Source organism: Paenibacillus sp. cl6col, assembly GCF_900102125.1.
Taxonomy (GTDB): Bacteria; Bacillota; Bacilli; order Paenibacillales; family Paenibacillaceae; genus Paenibacillus_B; species Paenibacillus_B suaedae.
Map to the genome: position 1 here is coordinate 826,315 of NZ_FNAZ01000003.1, position 16,230 is coordinate 842,544.

At 47.3% G+C, this 16,230-nt stretch carries 14 protein-coding genes, 14 tRNA genes and 2 rRNA genes; 1 reads left to right on the top strand and 29 read right to left on the bottom strand.

The genetic code is table 11. The features are described from left to right. Window positions 1–41: 41 nt before the first annotated feature. The 13 genes from ruvB to BLS15_RS11800 all read right to left on the bottom strand — a co-directional run bounded on the left by ruvB (window position 42) and on the right by BLS15_RS11800 (window position 7,672). Window positions 42–1,052: a Holliday junction branch migration DNA helicase RuvB gene (gene ruvB, locus BLS15_RS11740; protein WP_021257037.1), complete on the bottom strand. Its 1,011-nt coding sequence runs from the start codon at window positions 1,050–1,052 to the stop codon at window positions 42–44. A 14-nt stretch (window positions 1,053–1,066) separates the two neighbouring features. Next, on the bottom strand, window positions 1,067–1,693 hold the full coding sequence (gene ruvA / locus BLS15_RS11745) for a Holliday junction branch migration protein RuvA (protein ID WP_021257038.1): 627 nt from the start codon (window positions 1,691–1,693) through the stop codon (window positions 1,067–1,069). Then, entirely contained in the window at window positions 1,690–2,193 is a 504-nt protein-coding gene (gene ruvC, locus BLS15_RS11750) for a crossover junction endodeoxyribonuclease RuvC (protein ID WP_036592604.1), read from the bottom strand. Before ruvC ends, ruvA begins: the two co-directional genes overlap by 4 nt. 135 nt (window positions 2,194–2,328) lie before the next feature. Then, window positions 2,329–3,504 (bottom strand): cation:proton antiporter, encoded by a 1,176-nt coding sequence (locus tag BLS15_RS11755; RefSeq protein ID WP_090511507.1) that lies wholly within the window; start codon window positions 3,502–3,504, stop codon window positions 2,329–2,331. A gap of 171 nt (window positions 3,505–3,675) precedes the next feature. After that, a complete protein-coding gene (locus BLS15_RS11760) occupies window positions 3,676–4,416 on the bottom strand; it encodes a BofC C-terminal domain-containing protein (RefSeq protein WP_090511512.1) in 741 nt (246 codons plus the stop codon). A 363-nt stretch (window positions 4,417–4,779) separates the two neighbouring features. Next, window positions 4,780–4,986, bottom strand: a complete 207-nt coding sequence (locus BLS15_RS11765) for a hypothetical protein (protein WP_021257042.1) — start codon at window positions 4,984–4,986, stop codon at window positions 4,780–4,782. After that, complete coding sequence (locus BLS15_RS11770; RefSeq protein WP_072730348.1) at window positions 4,979–5,380, bottom strand: YxlC family protein; 402 nt, start codon at window positions 5,378–5,380, stop codon at window positions 4,979–4,981. Before BLS15_RS11770 ends, BLS15_RS11765 begins: the two co-directional genes overlap by 8 nt. Beyond that, window positions 5,373–5,897 carry an RNA polymerase sigma factor SigY gene (sigY, locus tag BLS15_RS11775; RefSeq protein ID WP_072730347.1) on the bottom strand — a complete coding sequence of 175 codons (525 nt, stop codon included), beginning with the start codon at window positions 5,895–5,897 and terminating at the stop codon, window positions 5,373–5,375. The genes BLS15_RS11770 and sigY overlap by 8 nt, the downstream gene beginning before the upstream one ends. 190 nt (window positions 5,898–6,087) lie before the next feature. Further along, window positions 6,088–6,164: transfer RNA gene (locus BLS15_RS11780), tRNA-Pro, on the bottom strand. Between the two features lie 6 nt (window positions 6,165–6,170). Beyond that, a tRNA-Leu gene (locus BLS15_RS11785) sits at window positions 6,171–6,253 on the bottom strand. Between the two features lie 27 nt (window positions 6,254–6,280). Further along, window positions 6,281–6,357, bottom strand: a tRNA-Arg gene (locus BLS15_RS11790). 6 nt (window positions 6,358–6,363) lie between these two features. Beyond that, window positions 6,364–6,438: transfer RNA gene (locus tag BLS15_RS11795), tRNA-Gly, on the bottom strand. 214 nt (window positions 6,439–6,652) lie between these two features. Beyond that, window positions 6,653–7,672, bottom strand: a complete 1,020-nt coding sequence (locus BLS15_RS11800; RefSeq protein WP_090511518.1) for an asparaginase — start codon at window positions 7,670–7,672, stop codon at window positions 6,653–6,655. 163 nt (window positions 7,673–7,835) lie between these two features. Here BLS15_RS11800 and BLS15_RS11805 point away from each other — a divergent pair, with 163 nt between their 5' ends. Next, the gene (locus BLS15_RS11805; RefSeq protein ID WP_090511522.1) at window positions 7,836–8,702 is read left to right on the top strand and encodes an AraC family transcriptional regulator; all 867 of its coding nucleotides are present in this window, start codon (window positions 7,836–7,838) and stop codon (window positions 8,700–8,702) included. 60 nt (window positions 8,703–8,762) lie between these two features. Here the strand turns inward: BLS15_RS11805 and BLS15_RS11810 are convergent, their stop codons facing one another. The 16 genes from BLS15_RS11810 to BLS15_RS11885 form a co-directional block, all read right to left on the bottom strand. Continuing rightward, complete coding sequence (locus BLS15_RS11810) at window positions 8,763–10,043, bottom strand: MFS transporter (RefSeq protein ID WP_021257047.1); 1,281 nt, start codon at window positions 10,041–10,043, stop codon at window positions 8,763–8,765. Between the two features lie 65 nt (window positions 10,044–10,108). Continuing rightward, window positions 10,109–11,794: a ribulokinase gene (locus tag BLS15_RS11815; protein ID WP_028531410.1), complete on the bottom strand. Its 1,686-nt coding sequence runs from the start codon at window positions 11,792–11,794 to the stop codon at window positions 10,109–10,111. A 16-nt stretch (window positions 11,795–11,810) separates the two neighbouring features. Next, window positions 11,811–12,923, bottom strand: a complete 1,113-nt coding sequence (locus tag BLS15_RS11820) for an MDR/zinc-dependent alcohol dehydrogenase-like family protein (RefSeq protein ID WP_021257049.1) — start codon at window positions 12,921–12,923, stop codon at window positions 11,811–11,813. Between the two features lie 252 nt (window positions 12,924–13,175). Then, on the bottom strand, window positions 13,176–14,297 hold the full coding sequence (locus tag BLS15_RS11825; RefSeq protein ID WP_021257051.1) for an ROK family protein: 1,122 nt from the start codon (window positions 14,295–14,297) through the stop codon (window positions 13,176–13,178). A gap of 248 nt (window positions 14,298–14,545) precedes the next feature. Then, window positions 14,546–14,621 (bottom strand) — tRNA-Lys (locus BLS15_RS11830). 14 nt (window positions 14,622–14,635) lie between these two features. After that, window positions 14,636–14,710, bottom strand: a tRNA-Glu gene (locus tag BLS15_RS11835). A 33-nt stretch (window positions 14,711–14,743) separates the two neighbouring features. Next, window positions 14,744–14,820, bottom strand: a tRNA-Asp gene (locus tag BLS15_RS11840). A 5-nt stretch (window positions 14,821–14,825) separates the two neighbouring features. Further along, a tRNA-Met gene (locus BLS15_RS11845) sits at window positions 14,826–14,901 on the bottom strand. A 6-nt stretch (window positions 14,902–14,907) separates the two neighbouring features. Next, a tRNA-Val gene (locus BLS15_RS11850) sits at window positions 14,908–14,983 on the bottom strand. Between the two features lie 63 nt (window positions 14,984–15,046). Further along, window positions 15,047–15,122, bottom strand: a tRNA-Val gene (locus BLS15_RS11855). 45 nt (window positions 15,123–15,167) lie between these two features. Then, window positions 15,168–15,243 (bottom strand) — tRNA-Met (locus BLS15_RS11860). Between the two features lie 107 nt (window positions 15,244–15,350). Further along, a tRNA-Glu gene (locus tag BLS15_RS11865) sits at window positions 15,351–15,425 on the bottom strand. Between the two features lie 7 nt (window positions 15,426–15,432). Then, a tRNA-Ser gene (locus BLS15_RS11870) sits at window positions 15,433–15,525 on the bottom strand. A 1-nt stretch (window position 15,526) separates the two neighbouring features. Then, window positions 15,527–15,602 (bottom strand) — tRNA-Asn (locus BLS15_RS11875). Between the two features lie 9 nt (window positions 15,603–15,611). Continuing rightward, window positions 15,612–15,728 (bottom strand): 5S ribosomal RNA (rrf, locus tag BLS15_RS11880). A 203-nt stretch (window positions 15,729–15,931) separates the two neighbouring features. Then, window positions 15,932–16,230 (bottom strand): 23S ribosomal RNA (locus tag BLS15_RS11885); the annotation flags it as partial.

Genomic DNA, 16,230 nt, shown 5'->3' on the forward strand with positions numbered 1-16,230 from the left:
GTCACGTCTCCTCTGCATACGCCAATTTGTACGCGTTTTACTTAATTTTGTTCCGGTATAGGCAATCCTAAATGAGTATAGGCTTGAGGGGTAACCATTCTCCCCCGAGGTGTCCGCTGAAGAAAACCAATTTGCAGCAAATACGGCTCGTATACATCCTCGATGGTCTGGCTCTCTTCGCCAATCGTTGCCGCAATTGTATCCAGCCCTACTGGGCCTCCACGGAAATTCGTAATCATCGTGCGCAGCATTTTGTGGTCAATTTGATCAAGGCCAAGTGGATCAACCTGAATAAGGCGCAGCGATTCCTTCGCAATGGCTGCGGTAATGATGCCATCACCACGTACTTGTGCGAAATCTCTCACCCGCTTCAATAATCGGTTAGCAATCCGCGGTGTCCCTCTTGAGCGAACAGCAATCTCATCCGCTGCTTCTCCCACAATTTGGACTTCCAATATGTCCGCGGCACGCGACACGATATAGCTCAATTCATCCTTATTGTAGAACTCCAAGCGGCTCACGACGCCGAAGCGATCACGAAGTGGAGCCGAGAGTAATCCCGCTCTAGTTGTGGCACCGATCAAAGTGAACTTCGGCAGATCCAAACGCACGGATCTGGCGCTCGGCCCCTTCCCGATAATAATATCGAGTGCAAAGTCCTCCATAGCCGGATACAATACTTCTTCTACAGTCCGATGCAGTCTATGAATCTCGTCTATGAAGAGGACATCCCCTTCCTGCAAGTTCGTTAGCAATGCCGCGAGATCGCCCGGTCTCTCAATCGCCGGCCCCGAAGTCGTACGAATATTTACGCCAAGCTCATTGGCAATAATGTTAGATAAGGTCGTCTTTCCAAGACCAGGAGGTCCATACAGCAGGACATGGTCAAGCGCTTCCTTGCGGAGCTTAGCAGCTTCAATGAAAACCTTCAAATTATCCTTCACCTGCGACTGACCGATATACTCGGACAAATAACGCGGTCTTAGGCTTAACTCGACTGCCTGATCCTCCATCATGCAATTGGCTGATATGATGCGTTCGTGCTCTTCCATCTTAACCGCCTTTCTTATCCTTTAAACAACGCCTGCAGCGCCTTCTTCATTAAAGAATCTACACTTTCATCCGCATGAATGCGATGTTGCAAGTCATTCCATACACGATCAAGTTCTGTCTCTGTATATCCCAATGCTTTGAGTGCTTCTCTAGCCTCTGACCATACATTGCCGTCCACACTGTCATCGTCTGCTACTGTGACATTCATGAACAAGGCGTCCGGATGGATATCCAGTCCGATACCGTCCAGCTTATCCTTCAGGTCCAGAATGATACGCTGAGCCGTCTTCTTGCCGATACCCGGCAGCTTCGTTAAGAACACAATATTCTCTTGCTGAATGGCAGTTACAACTGCTTCCGGCTTGCCACAGCCTGCTAGAATGCCAAGCGCTACCTTCGGCCCTACTCCGTTCACATCGATCAGCCTGCGGAATAGCTTCTGCTCCTCTCGCGAGCTGAATCCAAAGAGCAATGTTGCATCCTCACGCACATGATAATGAATATATACGGTGACTGCCCCTTCCTGCTTTGCAAAAGCATAGGGATTCGGGGTAAAGACACGGTACCCAACGCCTTGAACATCCAAGACGATATATTCGGTTTCTAAATGAGCAACCTGTCCACGCAAAAAATCGATCATGATCGCCATACTCCATTCAATTTGTCATTAAGCCCACTCGAATGCGCATGGCATATCGCCACCGCAAGAGCATCAGCAACATCATCGGGCTTCGGTATCTCCTTCAGCTTCAAGAACAGCTTCACCATCTCTTGAACCTGCTTCTTCTCTGCCTTCCCATAACCAACAACAGCCTGCTTCACCTGCATGGGCGTATATTCTGCAATCGGTATGCCGCGCTTGGCAGCTGCTAGAATGATAACACCGCGTGCTTGTCCAACAGCAAACGCATTCGTGACATTTCGATTGAAGAACAATTTCTCTATTCCCATAGAATCTGGTTTATACTTGTCTAGCAGCTGCTCCGTAGCTTCATACACCTGCAGCAGCCGCATCTCCGGCGCTGTCGAAGGTTCTGTCTGAATACAGCCATATTGTACAGGTACAATCCGACTTCCTTGTTTATCTACAAACCCAAATCCTGCAATCGCAATCCCTGGGTCAATCCCCAAAATACGCAAAAAAAATCTCTCCCTCACCGCATCCATGTACCAGTAAGCGAACATATGTGTTCACTCCATTATAACATAGATCGTGAAGAAGAGAATGAGTCATTCCTATGATGTTTGCAGGGAAAACAGCCTAATTACGGCCGATTACTTCCCAGCTGATACTTGATTTGCCGCTGTCTCAGTTGTTGAATGACGGAATGCTATCTTCAACATCGGAGGCGTCACCAATGTCGTCATAATGATGACAATAACGAATGGTGTGAAATACACTTTATCGAACAAGGCGCCTTCAAGACCCGTCGTTGCAATAATAAGCGCAACCTCACCGCGGGATACCATCCCGGAACCGATCCCGATCGCACTTTTGCGATCAAATCCAGTCAGTCGAGCTCCCAATCCACAGCCGAACAGCTTCGTTACAATCGCGATGATGGTAAACAGTGCAATAAACCATACATACTCCCCGAGGCCTTCGAAGTTGACGTTAATCCCAACACTTACGAAGAAGATCGGAACGAAGATACCATAAGCAATTGGCTCAAGGCGATGCTCTACCTCATGCTTGAACTTCGTCTGCGAGATGGCAATCCCGGCAGCGAATGCACCGATAATGCCTGCAACGCCCAAATAGTCTGCAAAGTAAGAAAAGGCAAAACAAATAATAAGCGCCGCACTAATAACAGCTTCGGTAACGCGAAGCGGTGCAAGCCACTTCATCACTCGAGGCACTACATAAATCCCTGCTAGTATTGCTACTACGAAGAAAAGAACTTTCTTCCCGATAATAAGTCCGATTGAAGCGCCACCGCCTGCACCGAGCAAGCTGAGCATGAAGGCAAGAAGTATGACAACAAGGATGTCATCCACGACGGCTGCACCAAGAATGGTCGTACCTTCCCTAGTGCTAAGCTGTCCTAGATCCTTCAGTGTCTGTACCGAAATACTTACCGATGTAGCGCAGAGCAGCAAACCAACAAACATGGATTGGTTCGAATCTAATCCGAACAATAGACCACCACTATATCCACCGATAAACGGAAGAATGACCCCGCCGATTGCTACTGCGAACGCCGCCTTCCAATTCTTCTTCAATTCATCCAAATCTGTCTCCAGACCAGCAATGAACATAAGCAAAATGACGCCAACTTCCGCCATTTCCTTAATTAGTTCACCGTCTGAAACCCATCCGAGCACAGCTGGGCCGATAATTATCCCCACAATGAGTTTACCAAGTACGGCTGGTTGGCCCAATCGTACAGTGAGATCACCTGCGATCTTTGTCGAAGCCAAAATGATGAGCAACATGAGAATAAGTTCCATTGGCATTCCCCTTTCCGCTGTACAATTATTATGACCGCAAACCGACATTTTTTTTGTAGGTGGCTAAGGGCAATCCATACCATTTTTCTTTATGTTACATTTCATGACCTAAACCCGAGAATATACAAAAAAAGAAGGACGTCGGTTACGGCGTCCTACTTGTTACTGCCTCTATTTTGTAATACGTTCATTCGAGTGGGTTGGTTTCATGACTTTCTTCGTCTCTTCGATCGCATAATCGCTAAACGTAGACAGCACACTATGATAAGCATCGACATCTGTAATGCGAATCCCTTGATATAACTGCTTCATTACCTTCGGAGGAAGCGAACTCTCCATGGACTCTACATCCAATTGGAAAAATGTTCGTATCACCTTTCCACCTTCAGGCGGACCGTCATACAACGTCAGATTCCCATCCTTATCGAGACTAATATGCGCCTTATCCTTGCATGTACCTGACAACTCTTCAACTTGTTCCTCCAGGATCACCCGTCCGTTTGCATCCATGGATACCGACCAGTCTGGATGGTTGAGCACGAGCTGAATAATGTCACGTGTTGGCTTTACACCCAACACTTCATCATTTTTTCCGCATATATATTGCTTGCGAGCAATGACTTCACGTTGTTCATCCTGGTGAACCAACTGCGCGATCACAAGCTGGGCTGATTCATTAAGCTTAGACTCATTATCCTTCCATAAGGCGAAGGTCTCAATCGAAGATGGCTTATCATAGTCCGCCAGCATATTGCGCACTCGATCAGACAACTGTATCCCAATGGCAACTACCGCTACGAACAACACAATTGCAGCCAAAGACCATATCGGCTTGCGGAAGCGCCGCAGACGCTTCTTCCATTGCTTCACTCGAAAATAGAACCTAGAGACGGTACGGTGTTCTCGAGCCATAAGTAATCCCCTCTAACTGCTTGTTAATTTGAGTAGAGCATTTGATTCCACGATGCCAGAATCATCTTGCTTTGCTCACAAGAAAAAGCCGCCAGAATCATCACTTATAGAGGTTGTTCAAAAAGTCCGCTTTTGATCACGAAGTAAATCATGAAGTGGACTCGGCATCGAATCTTGAATTCAGCCGGACCTTCCGGTGCTCATGTACCCAAAACGTACATTCCGCTCCTCAGGCCCTAGCTTCATCCAATCTTCTCGGTGCTGAAAACCGGTCTTTTTGAACACGCACTTATATACTTGGAGGCTTTTCTTATAGTGTGGCCCAGATAAAGGGGAAGTTATACAATTAATCTGTCTGTTCCTTCATTTCAATTTTCTCCACGGCCGAATAACGAAGCATATATAGACAAGCAGCGGGAGAGGGGTTCCCGTGAATCCCCAGATCCCCCAGAACCAAGGGTACTTATTCCGCCTGCGAGCATCCAGAAACAACCAAGTTCCTTGAATGAGCAGAATGATTCCAATTAGAACCCAGACCCACCAAGGGACATTCTCAGTACCATTATTCATTCTGCTCACTCCCATTGCTCGGATGGATACAAATTGCCCAGATAAGAACTGCCCCACACAGGGAAATGAGCTGCATCCAGACATAGATATACCAATTCGCTTGGGCAAGACTGCACCCGCCGCCAACTAGCAGCAATGCAGCACTCCATAAGACAAGCAGTTCTTTCCACAGTCGTTTTCGGTTCCTCTTCTTCGCCTGAAGCAATACCTGCTGGATGTGGGCAGCACTCGGATGCGGAGAATGGCGATCACTCCATTCATCTAAGTGTTCCCAGTGAGGATGCAGTCTCTCCTCCCACACCGAGTCCTGTTCCGGATGTGTAGCATGATTGGACATCGGTACTTGATGTAGAGAATCTACATGTCCTTTCTTGTTATCTTGCTTCTCACTCATCTTGCTTCCACTCCTTCCGCAGCTTCTCCAAGCCATAGTGCATGCGTGACTTTATCGTACCTGCCTGAACGTTCAACATTTCTGCAATTTCATTAACCTGATATCCATAATAATATTTCAACACAATTGGAGTCCTCTGTTCGTAGGACAACTCGCCAAGGAGCTCCAGCGCTGCCGTCCACTCCATATTGCTTGATTCCATTTGATAGCGCAGCTGACGTACAGCTTGTTCCTGCTCTCGCCATTTGCTCTCCACTTTCTTGCGGCGCATCTTGTCATAAAACAGGCGTGTCGCAATCGTAATTAGCCATGACGAGAATCGTGAACTCCCATTGTACGTATGAATCTTCTCCATACACCGCACCATCGTGTCTTGAACCAAATCTTCAGCATTCGAAGAGCTCATCGTTAATTTCAAGGCATATTTATATAGAAAGGAGTAATTCTCATGCAGCAGCACAGCAAGTTCATCCATGTCTCCTCTGACTGCTCGCTCTATCCGATGCTGCTCAGACATGTATTCGCCTCCTTTCTTTAATATCATAACGCAACGAGCTTTGCGCAAAGCAACTATATTACGAAATATCGTTAGGGATCGTTCAAGGGAATTATTAAAAAAGTTGAAATAATCATTTAGGAAGGAAGGATTGAAAAAAGAAGGATTAGAATAGCAAAAACCGCCGGTTATAACCGACGGTTGATGATAATGGTCGGGACGACACGATTTGAACATGCGACCCCCTGGTCCCAAACCAGGTGCTCTACCAAGCTGAGCTACGTCCCGAATGGATGGTGCCGGTGAGAGGACTCGAACCTCCACGGTTTCCCTCACGATTTTGAGTCGCGCGCGTCTGCCAATTCCGCCACACCGGCTTAGTAAATACCCATTATTAAATTAAGTGGCGCGCCCTGAGAGATTCGAACTCCCGGCCTTTTGATTCGTAGTCAAACGCTCTATCCAGCTGAGCTAAGGGCGCATATTCTGGAGCGGACAACGAGATTCGAACTCGCGACCCTCGCCTTGGCAAGGCGATACTCTACCACTGAGCTATGTCCGCATATTACCTTGTATTAACCATCTGTACAACTTCATTTGCTTCGTTGTCGTCGTTGCCGTTCAACAAGGACAAGTAATAATATATCAGACTGATAATTGAATTGCAAATCTTTTTTAAAGATTTTTTGATGGTATTTTTTTCTTGCCAAAAAACCTGCTTGCCAAGCCATATTTCAGCTCATACAAGCAGGTTCTAATAGTATGTTCTTAGTTTCTTATGATCTAACCCACTCAAGTGTAAAAGCAGGCTTGCGAATTCCTACTACCCTCGCATTGTCGTTTTTCGTCTCCGCAGGGCTCAGCTTTTTTAAGCGTTCGATGGTTGCAATCGTCGGGTATTGAATCTGCTCTAAAATGTCAGCAGCAATGATCGGCCATTGATCTTCCGATCCGTCCATCACTTTAAAGGCTATCCCTATTCTCTGCTCGCGCAAGCCGAAGCAATAGATGCCTTTGGCTCCGCCTTTCGCTACGATATTCGGATCCTGCAGCAGTGTTGGACAAATAAGCTCCGTTCCGGATACATAGAATGGATGTTTGTTCATTAGATCCGTCAAGCGTGTAATCGCTCTGCGCACTTCCTCATCTGCAATTAAATCCGGACAAGCCAATCTCAAATACAAGAGGGCTATATTGCGAATTGGAATCGCATATACCGGGAACCCGCAGCCATCCGTTCCTAATTTAATTTGCCGGGCAGGCACATCAGCAAGCTGAGACATCAAGCGCAGCACCTTCTGCTGAACGGGATGCTCCGGTTCTGCATAATTATCGGTTGGCCACCCCATCATCTTGCATAATGCCAGAACACCTAAGTGCTTGCCCGAACAGTTGTGATATAAGGAGCGCGGTGGTTGCCCGTTGGCAATCCGCTCGTCTCTTGCAGCAACATTCAGTGGATAGGTAGGCTTGCATACAAATTGATCCTCAGTAATCCCTATTTTCTTCATGAATGATTCCAACGCTTGTACATGGAACTGCTGCGCACGATGAGATGCGGTCATTAAGACGATCTCTTCCTCACTTAATCCGTAATGCTCCGGAACACCTGCTAACAAAGCAGGGAGCGCCTGCACCGGCTTCGAAGAAGAGCGCATAAAGCTTACATAGTCAGGGTCGCCAACATGGAATAGCGTCTCAGCTTGTTCGTTGACACCTACAATATGTCCTGTATATGCACATTCCAACCAACCGCCTCGTGATTCCTCTACTAACACCTTGCCCAAATCAACCATTATTGTTCCTCCTCGCCAACACATGCTGTCATCATTCTCATTTCAAGACTTCCCCTATCATGACATAACTCTGCAAACATAGTATCATGTTCCTAGCTGCTCGTATTTATAACAAGTTCCTGTCAGTTATAAAAATTTCCGCTAAAGAACCGGAGGGATAGGCATGATGACCATTGCGGATATAAGGCCATACATCCGTGCAGCGCATATGTATAATTACCGAGGAACGCGAGAGGAACAGCTGCGCAGAGGATACAGCTTTGCATTCCACTTATTCTTGGACGGCCATGGCCATATGACGATAGATGACCAACGATATGCGGTCTCGAACGGCACGCTCATCTTTGTACGCCCTGGCCAATGGCATTCCTTCGAGCATGCACCAAATGAAACGATGAATGCATGCAATATCTACTGCGATCTATGGGAGGCTCCTCCGCCGAACCAGCCTACCTTTGCTTATGAATGGGATGAATTCGATCCGAGGTGGTTAACCGCACATAACCCTTGCACAGAACTGGAATCATTGCCGACCTGCACTTCGCTTCGCCCTTATCCTTACTTCATTGAGTTGATGAAGCATGTGCTTACCGCATATAATCGGCGCGGCTGCTATACGAAGCAGGCTGCATCAGCTAGTTTTTACTCCTGGCTGATTCAATGGTACGATGCAAGCAGATTGCCCAATCCTACGGATTATCGCATAGCTCGAATCTTGGAGCGAATGGACGAACATCCCGAGCAGCGGCATTCGGTTGATTACTGGTGCAGCGAATGCGGGCTGGAAAAGTCCCAATTTTATCGGCTTTTCAAGCAAGAGACAGGAGCATCGCCTAAAGCGTATTTGCTGCAGGCTCGCATGAAAAAGGCGGCCGTTCTGTTGATGGAAAGCCGCCAATCAATTACGGAAATCGCGCTAATGTTGGGCTACGATTCAATCCATTACTTCTCAAATCAGTTTACCTACGTGTATGGAATCAGTCCTACCTTATACCGAACAAACAATAGCTATCAGAAAATTGATCGCTAGCATTATGATAAAAGCAGCCCTCTACCAAGTGGAGAAGAGCTGCTTTTTTAGATAACCTTATTAAGCGCTTACAATTTCGGTGTGTGCACTCGCGTCCTTCGTTCTTTTGTCCTCAGCAGGGAGCGTGACAAAAATCATCATAACGCCTGCTGCTGCAAATAGCCCAGCGAATAGCCACGTAATGCCGGCGTAACCGAGGCTTCCAATAAATAAAGCAACAAGAGCTGGACCAACGAATGCGCTCAATCCCGCGCCCAGGTTCAAGATTGACATCGCTGCACCCTTTTCTTCCTTTACCAAAGACGGGGCTATCGCAGACAATGGCACGAAGCCTGCCAGACATCCGCCCCACAAAATCCCGACAATTTGCACAAGCCATACATTGCCTGCCGCAAGTTGAGGAACGTAAAAGAGTAAAATCGTAAAGAAGGCCGAGCCTGCACATCCAAACCACATTACCGTATTTCTCCAGCCAAGCTTATCGCCCACAATGCCAAACAGCAGGTTGAACGCGATGTTTCCGATAAAAATCATAGCCCATAAATGCAGCCAGGACGAAATGCTAATGCCTTGACTCTCCATGTATAGCGGCATATATATGGGGAAGCCGAATTGTGCAGCCGTATTGATGATGCGAACTAAGCCGACCAATACGATTTTCGGTTCCTTTTTGACAATTGCCAATCCTTTGGCAAGCTCTTTTACTTTGTTGTCATGCTGTTCTGCCTTGGACTTATCCAGCTTGCCGCCGGAATTGATGACCAGTGCGAACAATGCCCCAAGCAGTACCCATACGATTGCACTCCATAGTGTATTGATATGCCCCAAGTGCTTCAATGCCCAGGTGGAATAGTATGCGCCGAGTACGTTCATGCCCCCAGTGAACACGAACCAGAACCAGCCGACAGCCGTTCCCAGCTTCTTCTGAGGTGTCTGATAAGCGATCCAGACGAGGAAAGAGTATGCAAACAAAGGATAGCCGAGACCCTTAAACGCATACGTCGGCAGCATCGTTGCAAATGAAAGCTGGGTAATTCCTAAACCAATAAAGCCTACGGAACCGAGAATGTATAGGATTAACCCGGTTAACATTGCTTTTTTAGGTCCAATCGCGTCAACGAATAATCCGGACAGGAAAGAAGACAATGCAATCGTAACCCCGTATACCGTAAATAAAATGCCGGATTGCTGTACGGTGAGTCCCTGTTCAACCAGATATGGGCTTAACCATCCCTGCTCCAGACCATCCCCCATCATAAAGATCAGAATGCCGAGATAGCCCCAAGCTAGAGATGAAGGAATACCTATTTTGTCCAAAATATGTTTGTCTTTCAAGTGCATCACTTCTTTCCTGGATGATCTATTCCTTCTTCTACTGTCCGTAATGCAGCTATTCTATAAAGATGTTAATTTGAACTCTCTCCACCCATCACTTCCAATTTAATCGCTTTCAATTGTTTAATCGGACTCTGTTCATTGCGACCAAAATAATCATGCAGCCGCACATACTGGGCATAGAGTCGATTATAAATGACCCGGTGCTTACCTTGTGGCTCATACGTTTTCTTAATGCCTCCACCCATTGCTTTCCCAGCCTGCTGAATGGAGTCGTATCCTCCATTAGTACTGCCTGCCGCTACGGCTCCGAGCATGGCGGCCCCCATCGCTGTTCCTTGCTGAGTTGCCGCGACGTGAATCGGCATGCCGATGATGTCCGCGAAGGTCTGCATAATGAATGGGCTTTTTTCCGCAATCCCGCCTGTAGCCATGATTTTGGCAATCGGAACTCCGTGCTGTACAAAGTTCTCAATAATCATCCGCTTCCCGAATGCAACTGCTTCAACCAATGCTTTGTACATTTCTTCGGCTGTCGTAGCCGTCGTCATGCCGAACATTGATCCTGTCAGATCCGCATCCACCAGAACGGAACGGTTTCCATTCCACCAATCCAGCGCAATCAAGCCGCTGGCGCCGGGCTTAATCTTCTCTGCCTTCTCATTGAGAAGCTGCAGCACATGCTTGTTCGCAGCTCTGGCCTCTTGCCCTAGGCGCTCTGGCACACAGTGATTCGCGAACCATGAGAAATGGTCTCCCATGCAGGATTGCCCTGCCTCATAGCCGTAGAACCCAGGCAAAATGCCGTCCTCGCAAATGCCGCTAATGCCCGGCACCTTCACTGCCGTTTCACTGACCAGCATGTCGCAGCCGGATGTCCCCATCACCATCAATAAAATATCGGGAGTCGTAATCCCGCAGCCGATTACGGCGCAATGGGCATCGCCTATTCCTACGGATACCGCTGTCCCTGCAGCCAGCCCCGTCCATTTTGCGCTCTCTTCTGTAATTGATCCTGCTCTGGTGCCGACCGGATAAATGGTTCTCGACATTTTCTCGTCAACGACGTGTTCCAGCTTTGGATCGAGCGCTTTCAAAAATGAATTTGATGGAAATCCATTTTGCTTGTGCCATATGGCCTTATATCCAGCTGTGCAGCTATTTCGTGTTTCTGTGCCAGTTAGCTGTAGTGTAATCCAATCGGCAAGCTCCATGAACCGATCAGCGGCTTCATATATTTCGGGTGTTTCATTAAGAATTTGCCATATTTTTGGAAACATCCATTCTGAAGAAATTTTCCCACCGTAGAAGTCCAAAAATTCCTCGCCCCGCATACGGGCTATATCATTCAGTCGGTTGGCTTCCTCTGCTGCCGCATGGTGCTTCCACAGCTTCACATACGCATGCGGATTATTCTTGTATGCATCCAGCATGCACAGGGGCGTTCCATCCGCCTTTACGGGAAGCATCGTACATTCCGTAAAATCGGTGCCGACGCCAATAATCTGCCGTGTATCAATGCCGCTCGTTTCCAGAACCTTTGCCAGCGTTGCAGTGGTGCATTGTAAATAGTCCTGCGGATGCTGCAAAGCCCAATCCGGCCCCAGCTTCGTTACGCCGTCCGGCAGCACCTGATCCATTACGCCGTGAGGATAGTTCATCTCTGCAGATGCACTTATCTCTCCAGTGGATACGTTAACAAGTATCGTACGGGCACTTAATGTGCCATAATCAATTCCAACTACATATTTCTCCATTTAGCATTCACCCTTTTTAGAACGTAATCGCTACCTTGAAGTCACCATGCTTACCAGACGCATATTCAAAGGCTTCTTCCCATTGCTCAATCGGGAACTTGCGAGTCACAATGCCGTTCGTTTTCAGATTGCCGTTTGCAACATTTTCAATGACGAATGGGTAACAATACGGGCTCAAGTGAGATCCCAATACATCCAGCTCCTTGCGGTCGCCGATGATGGACCAATCCACGGTAGTCGGCTCCCCGAACACGCTGAATTCTACGAAGCGTCCAAGCTTGCGAATCATGCTCAATCCTTGCGTTACGCTCGAAGGATGACCTGTAGCTTCGATGTAGATGTCGCAACCGTAACCCTCCGTCATATCCAAAATCGTTTGAACCACATCCGTCTCTTTCGGATTGAGGACGATATCCGCGCCAAATTCCTTCGCCTTTTCCAAACGGTTCTCAACCAAATCCAGCACAATCAATTTTTTTGGATTTTTCATTCTCGCATATGTGATCATTCCTAAACCGAGAGGCCCCGCCCCAGAGATAACGACGACGTCCTCGCATCCGATTTGCGCCCGATCCACGGCATGCTTCGAGCAAGCGTAGGGCTCAATCAGCAACGCGGACTCCAATTCCATCTGTCCAGGCACCTTATGGACAACCGCCGTTTTCGGGTATCGAACATATTCCGCCATTCCCCCGTTGTTCGAGCCTTGGAAACCGAATATGTTATGGGGCTGGCACATCCAGTACTCCCCTCTTTTGCAAAATCTGCATTCTTGGCAAGGAACGATCTGATCCGCAGTTACTCGATCCCCAATTTTGAAATCGGTTACATTTTCGCCAATTTCTACGATTGTTCCTAAAAATTCATGCCCCGGAATAAACGGAGGCTTCACCCATTCTGGCTGTGTCTCGTCGCCCCAGAACATTGCTGCGCCATGCATGCACTTCAAGTCTCCTGCGCAAATGCCGCATGCTTCCGTTTTAATGATCATATCGTCTGGCCCACATTCAGGCGTAGGATAGTTGGCTTCAAAGCGGTAATCATGCTTCCCATACGCTACAAGCGCTTTCATAGTTGCTGGTACGTTCCCTGTCGTGGCTTTTAAGCTGGTAGATTGTTGTTGATTCATTATGCATCCGCCTCCCCAATAAGTAAATTGCTTTTGTTAAAGTGTTTTATAAAACTACTTAATGCAAGGATATTCCCTCTCGTCCTTCTTGTCAATATGCAATTTAAAAAATAAGTATTATTTTGCAGCACAAGATGCGAAGCATTTCCTGCTTGTTCAGCCGATTGAAAGATAAAAAAACGCATGAAGCAGGTAAAGGAACTGGGCTCCTTTAAACCGACTCCATGCGATTGTTATAAGCTTGGTATCTTCTTATATTTGATTAATGAACTGATCGATGAAGGGCAGAGCAGCCCCAGCCGCAATAGCCTCCGTTTTATAACTGCAAATCCGCACATAATCTGCATGATCTTCGAACGTATTGCGGCTGGCCACCAGCTTCTTCAACGTATCGATATAATTCTCCATATAAGCCCCTACGTAACCGCCAAGGATAATGTCACAGTCGAACAGCATGCGAATATTATTAATGGCGATCGAAAGATGGCGCAAATAGTTGTCCCAAACGATCAGCTTCTCACGGTTGCCACCTTGTACCTCCTCAAAAAAACGCCCCAAACTCCCATCAGCTGTATCTGCTAATAAAGAAGCTGAACAATATGCCTCAAGGCAGCCCTTTTGACCGCAATAACAAGGGAGACCGTCTGGAATGATCGTAATATGCCCGATTTCCCCACTCTTTTGATTCTCTCCGGCAAACACTTTATTTCCAATATAAACGGCTCCACCAATATTATTGCTAAGAGAAATATAAAAAGCATTTTTCGTGTCCGGCGTTGCCCATATTTCCGAGAACCCAGCCGCATTCGCATCATTCACAAGAATGGCCGGATACGGTATGTACTTGGTGAAGCGCTGCAGCGTCTCTCCGGTGAAATTCAGGATCTTCCCGTAAAAGACAGTCTGGTGGTCTTCCGTAATCAATCCCGGCACCCCGATGCCGACACCTAATATTTTCGAATCGTCAATATCCAGTTCTTTTATATCCTCCTGAATGATATTTCCCAATAGCTGAAAATAAGGATCCGAGGTTTCAAACTTTTGTCTTCTTCTGTTTATATGAATAATATCCCCATTTAAATCAACAACCACAGTTGTGACATGGTTCCGCGTAATATCTAAGCCAATAGCGATTTTGGCATCGCTGATATAAGAATAGACCTGTGCATTGCGTCCTCCGGTATTACCAATGGTCCCCGTATTCGCAATCAGCTTCTCCTGCAGCAAATAATTTAAATTCTGCGTAATAGTTGGTAAGCTAATCTGCAAATGCTGCACAATATCCTGCTTAGATAAGTTTTTTTCTTGCCGCAGCAGCATATATATTCGATTTCGATTGAATTCCTTAATATTAACGGTTTTGTCTACCACCATAACGTCCCACCTTATTGAAACCCTTTTATAAAAGGAGTTAGTTATCTATTCCTTTAATCATAATGTCTTTCGAATAAAACATCAATAGAGCATGCCCTTATCCTATTCTAGGGGGAGTACAAATTAGCATCTTTATATCAAAGATTGCGTACTCAGTGCATCTTACGCTCTCTTGAATCAGCTCTCCTTGTCCAAACAACGACAAAAAAAGCCCGACGCTTCCGCATCAGGCTGAAAATTGCACAAACTGGTGAGCCATGAAGGACTCGAACCTTCGACACCCTGATTAAAAGTCAGGTGCTCTACCAACTGAGCTAATGGCTCTCATAAGAGAGAAATGGTGACCCGTAGGGGATTCGAACCCCTGTTACCTCCGTGAAAGGGAGGTGTCTTAACCCCTTGACCAACGGGCCTTATTCAATTTGATCATTTCTCAAGAAGAAAAATGGCGGAGCTGACGGGATTCGAACCCGCGGTCTCCTGCGTGACAGGCAGGCATGTTAGGCCTCTACACCACAGCTCCATATTTGGTTGCGGGGGCAGGACTTGAACCTGCGACCTTCGGGTTATGAGCCCGACGAGCTACCAACTGCTCCACCCCGCGATATAATGGTGGACGCTGACGGGATCGAACCGCCGACCCTCTGCTTGTAAGGCAGATGCTCTCCCAGCTGAGCTAAGCGTCCATATAATATTTCATATAAATGCTATGTATCTTAATCTATCAATAATTATTTCATAGCTCTTTATGGTGGACACTAACGGGTTCGAACCGCTGACCCCCACCCTGTCAAGATGGTGCTCTCCCAGCTGAGCTAAGTGTCCTTAACAACTCAATCGCAATCCTATATAAGATAGTGATTACATATTTGGTTGCGGGGGCAGGACTTGAACCTGCGACCTTCGGGTTATGAGCCCGACGAGCTACCAACTGCTCCACCCCGCGATATTCACGCTGGATACTAACAAATTTGATTGTAATGATCCCACCCTGTTCAGATGGTTCCTATCTAGTTGACTAGTACCCTGTACTACGTAATTTCATTCATAAAATGGTGACCCGTAGGGGATTCGAACCCCTGTTACCTCCGTGAAAGGGAGGTGTCTTAACCCCTTGACCAACGGGCCAAATTACTGGCGGAGAGAGAGGGATTCGAACCCTCGAGACGCTTGTGGCGCCTACACGATTTCCAATCGTGCTCCTTCGACCAAACTCGGACATCTCTCCATGGCTCCCCGAACAGGACTCGAACCTGTGACAACTCGATTAACAGTCGAGTGCTCTACCAACTGAGCTATCAGGGAATATTAACTGCTTGGCGACGTCCTACTCTCCCGGGACCCTGCGGTCCAAGTACCATCGGCGCTGGAGGGCTTAACGGTCGTGTTCGGGATGGGTACGCGTGGAACCCCTCCGCTATCGCCACCAAACAGCATTGGCATTAGCCAATATGAAATTCAGGTTCAGCACGACCAAGTGCTGTGTGCGTTTCTTCGTCTGCACTAGTCAGACTCCAAAACATTGCACCCTGAAAACTGAATGCGAAAGTTAATGCTAGATGTTCATCCGGGTCCCCCGAAAAGGTTTCGGTGTTGCTACAAAGCTTCACGTCACTTTTTGGGGTTTAATCTTTTAGGATAAGCCCTCGACCGATTAGTATTGGTCAGCTCCACACATTACTGTGCTTCCACCTCCAACCTATCTACCTCGTCGTCTTCAAGGGGTCTTACTAATTGGGAAATCTCATCTTGAGGGGGGCTTCACGCTTAGATGCTTTCAGCGCTTATCCCTTCCGCACATAGCTACCCAGCTATGCTCCTGGCGGAACAACTGGTACACCAGCGGTGCGTCCATCCCGGTCCTCTCGTACTAAGGACAGCTCCTCTCAAATTTCCTACGCCCGCGACAGATAGGGACCGAACTGTCTCACGA

Excerpts from the sequence above, each read along its gene's own strand:
- BLS15_RS11825 (WP_021257051.1), bottom strand. The coding sequence starts at position 14,297 with ATGGTGGTAGACAAAACCGTTAATATTAAGGAATTCAATCGAAATCGA.
- BLS15_RS11805 (WP_090511522.1), top strand. The coding sequence starts at position 7,836 with ATGATGACCATTGCGGATATAAGGCCATACATCCGTGCAGCGCATATG.
- ruvA (WP_021257038.1), bottom strand. The coding sequence starts at position 1,693 with ATGATCGATTTTTTGCGTGGACAGGTTGCTCATTTAGAAACCGAATAT.
- BLS15_RS11765 (WP_021257042.1), bottom strand. The coding sequence starts at position 4,986 with ATGAATAATGGTACTGAGAATGTCCCTTGGTGGGTCTGGGTTCTAATT.
- BLS15_RS11800 (WP_090511518.1), bottom strand. The coding sequence starts at position 7,672 with ATGGTTGATTTGGGCAAGGTGTTAGTAGAGGAATCACGAGGCGGTTGG.
- ruvB (WP_021257037.1), bottom strand. The coding sequence starts at position 1,052 with ATGGAAGAGCACGAACGCATCATATCAGCCAATTGCATGATGGAGGAT.
- sigY (WP_072730347.1), bottom strand. The coding sequence starts at position 5,897 with ATGTCTGAGCAGCATCGGATAGAGCGAGCAGTCAGAGGAGACATGGAT.
- BLS15_RS11820 (WP_021257049.1), bottom strand. The coding sequence starts at position 12,923 with ATGAATCAACAACAATCTACCAGCTTAAAAGCCACGACAGGGAACGTA.
- BLS15_RS11770 (WP_072730348.1), bottom strand. The coding sequence starts at position 5,380 with ATGAGTGAGAAGCAAGATAACAAGAAAGGACATGTAGATTCTCTACAT.
- BLS15_RS11810 (WP_021257047.1), bottom strand. The coding sequence starts at position 10,043 with ATGCACTTGAAAGACAAACATATTTTGGACAAAATAGGTATTCCTTCA.
- BLS15_RS11755 (WP_090511507.1), bottom strand. The coding sequence starts at position 3,504 with ATGGAACTTATTCTCATGTTGCTCATCATTTTGGCTTCGACAAAGATC.
- BLS15_RS11760 (WP_090511512.1), bottom strand. The coding sequence starts at position 4,416 with ATGGCTCGAGAACACCGTACCGTCTCTAGGTTCTATTTTCGAGTGAAG.
- BLS15_RS11815 (WP_028531410.1), bottom strand. The coding sequence starts at position 11,794 with ATGGAGAAATATGTAGTTGGAATTGATTATGGCACATTAAGTGCCCGT.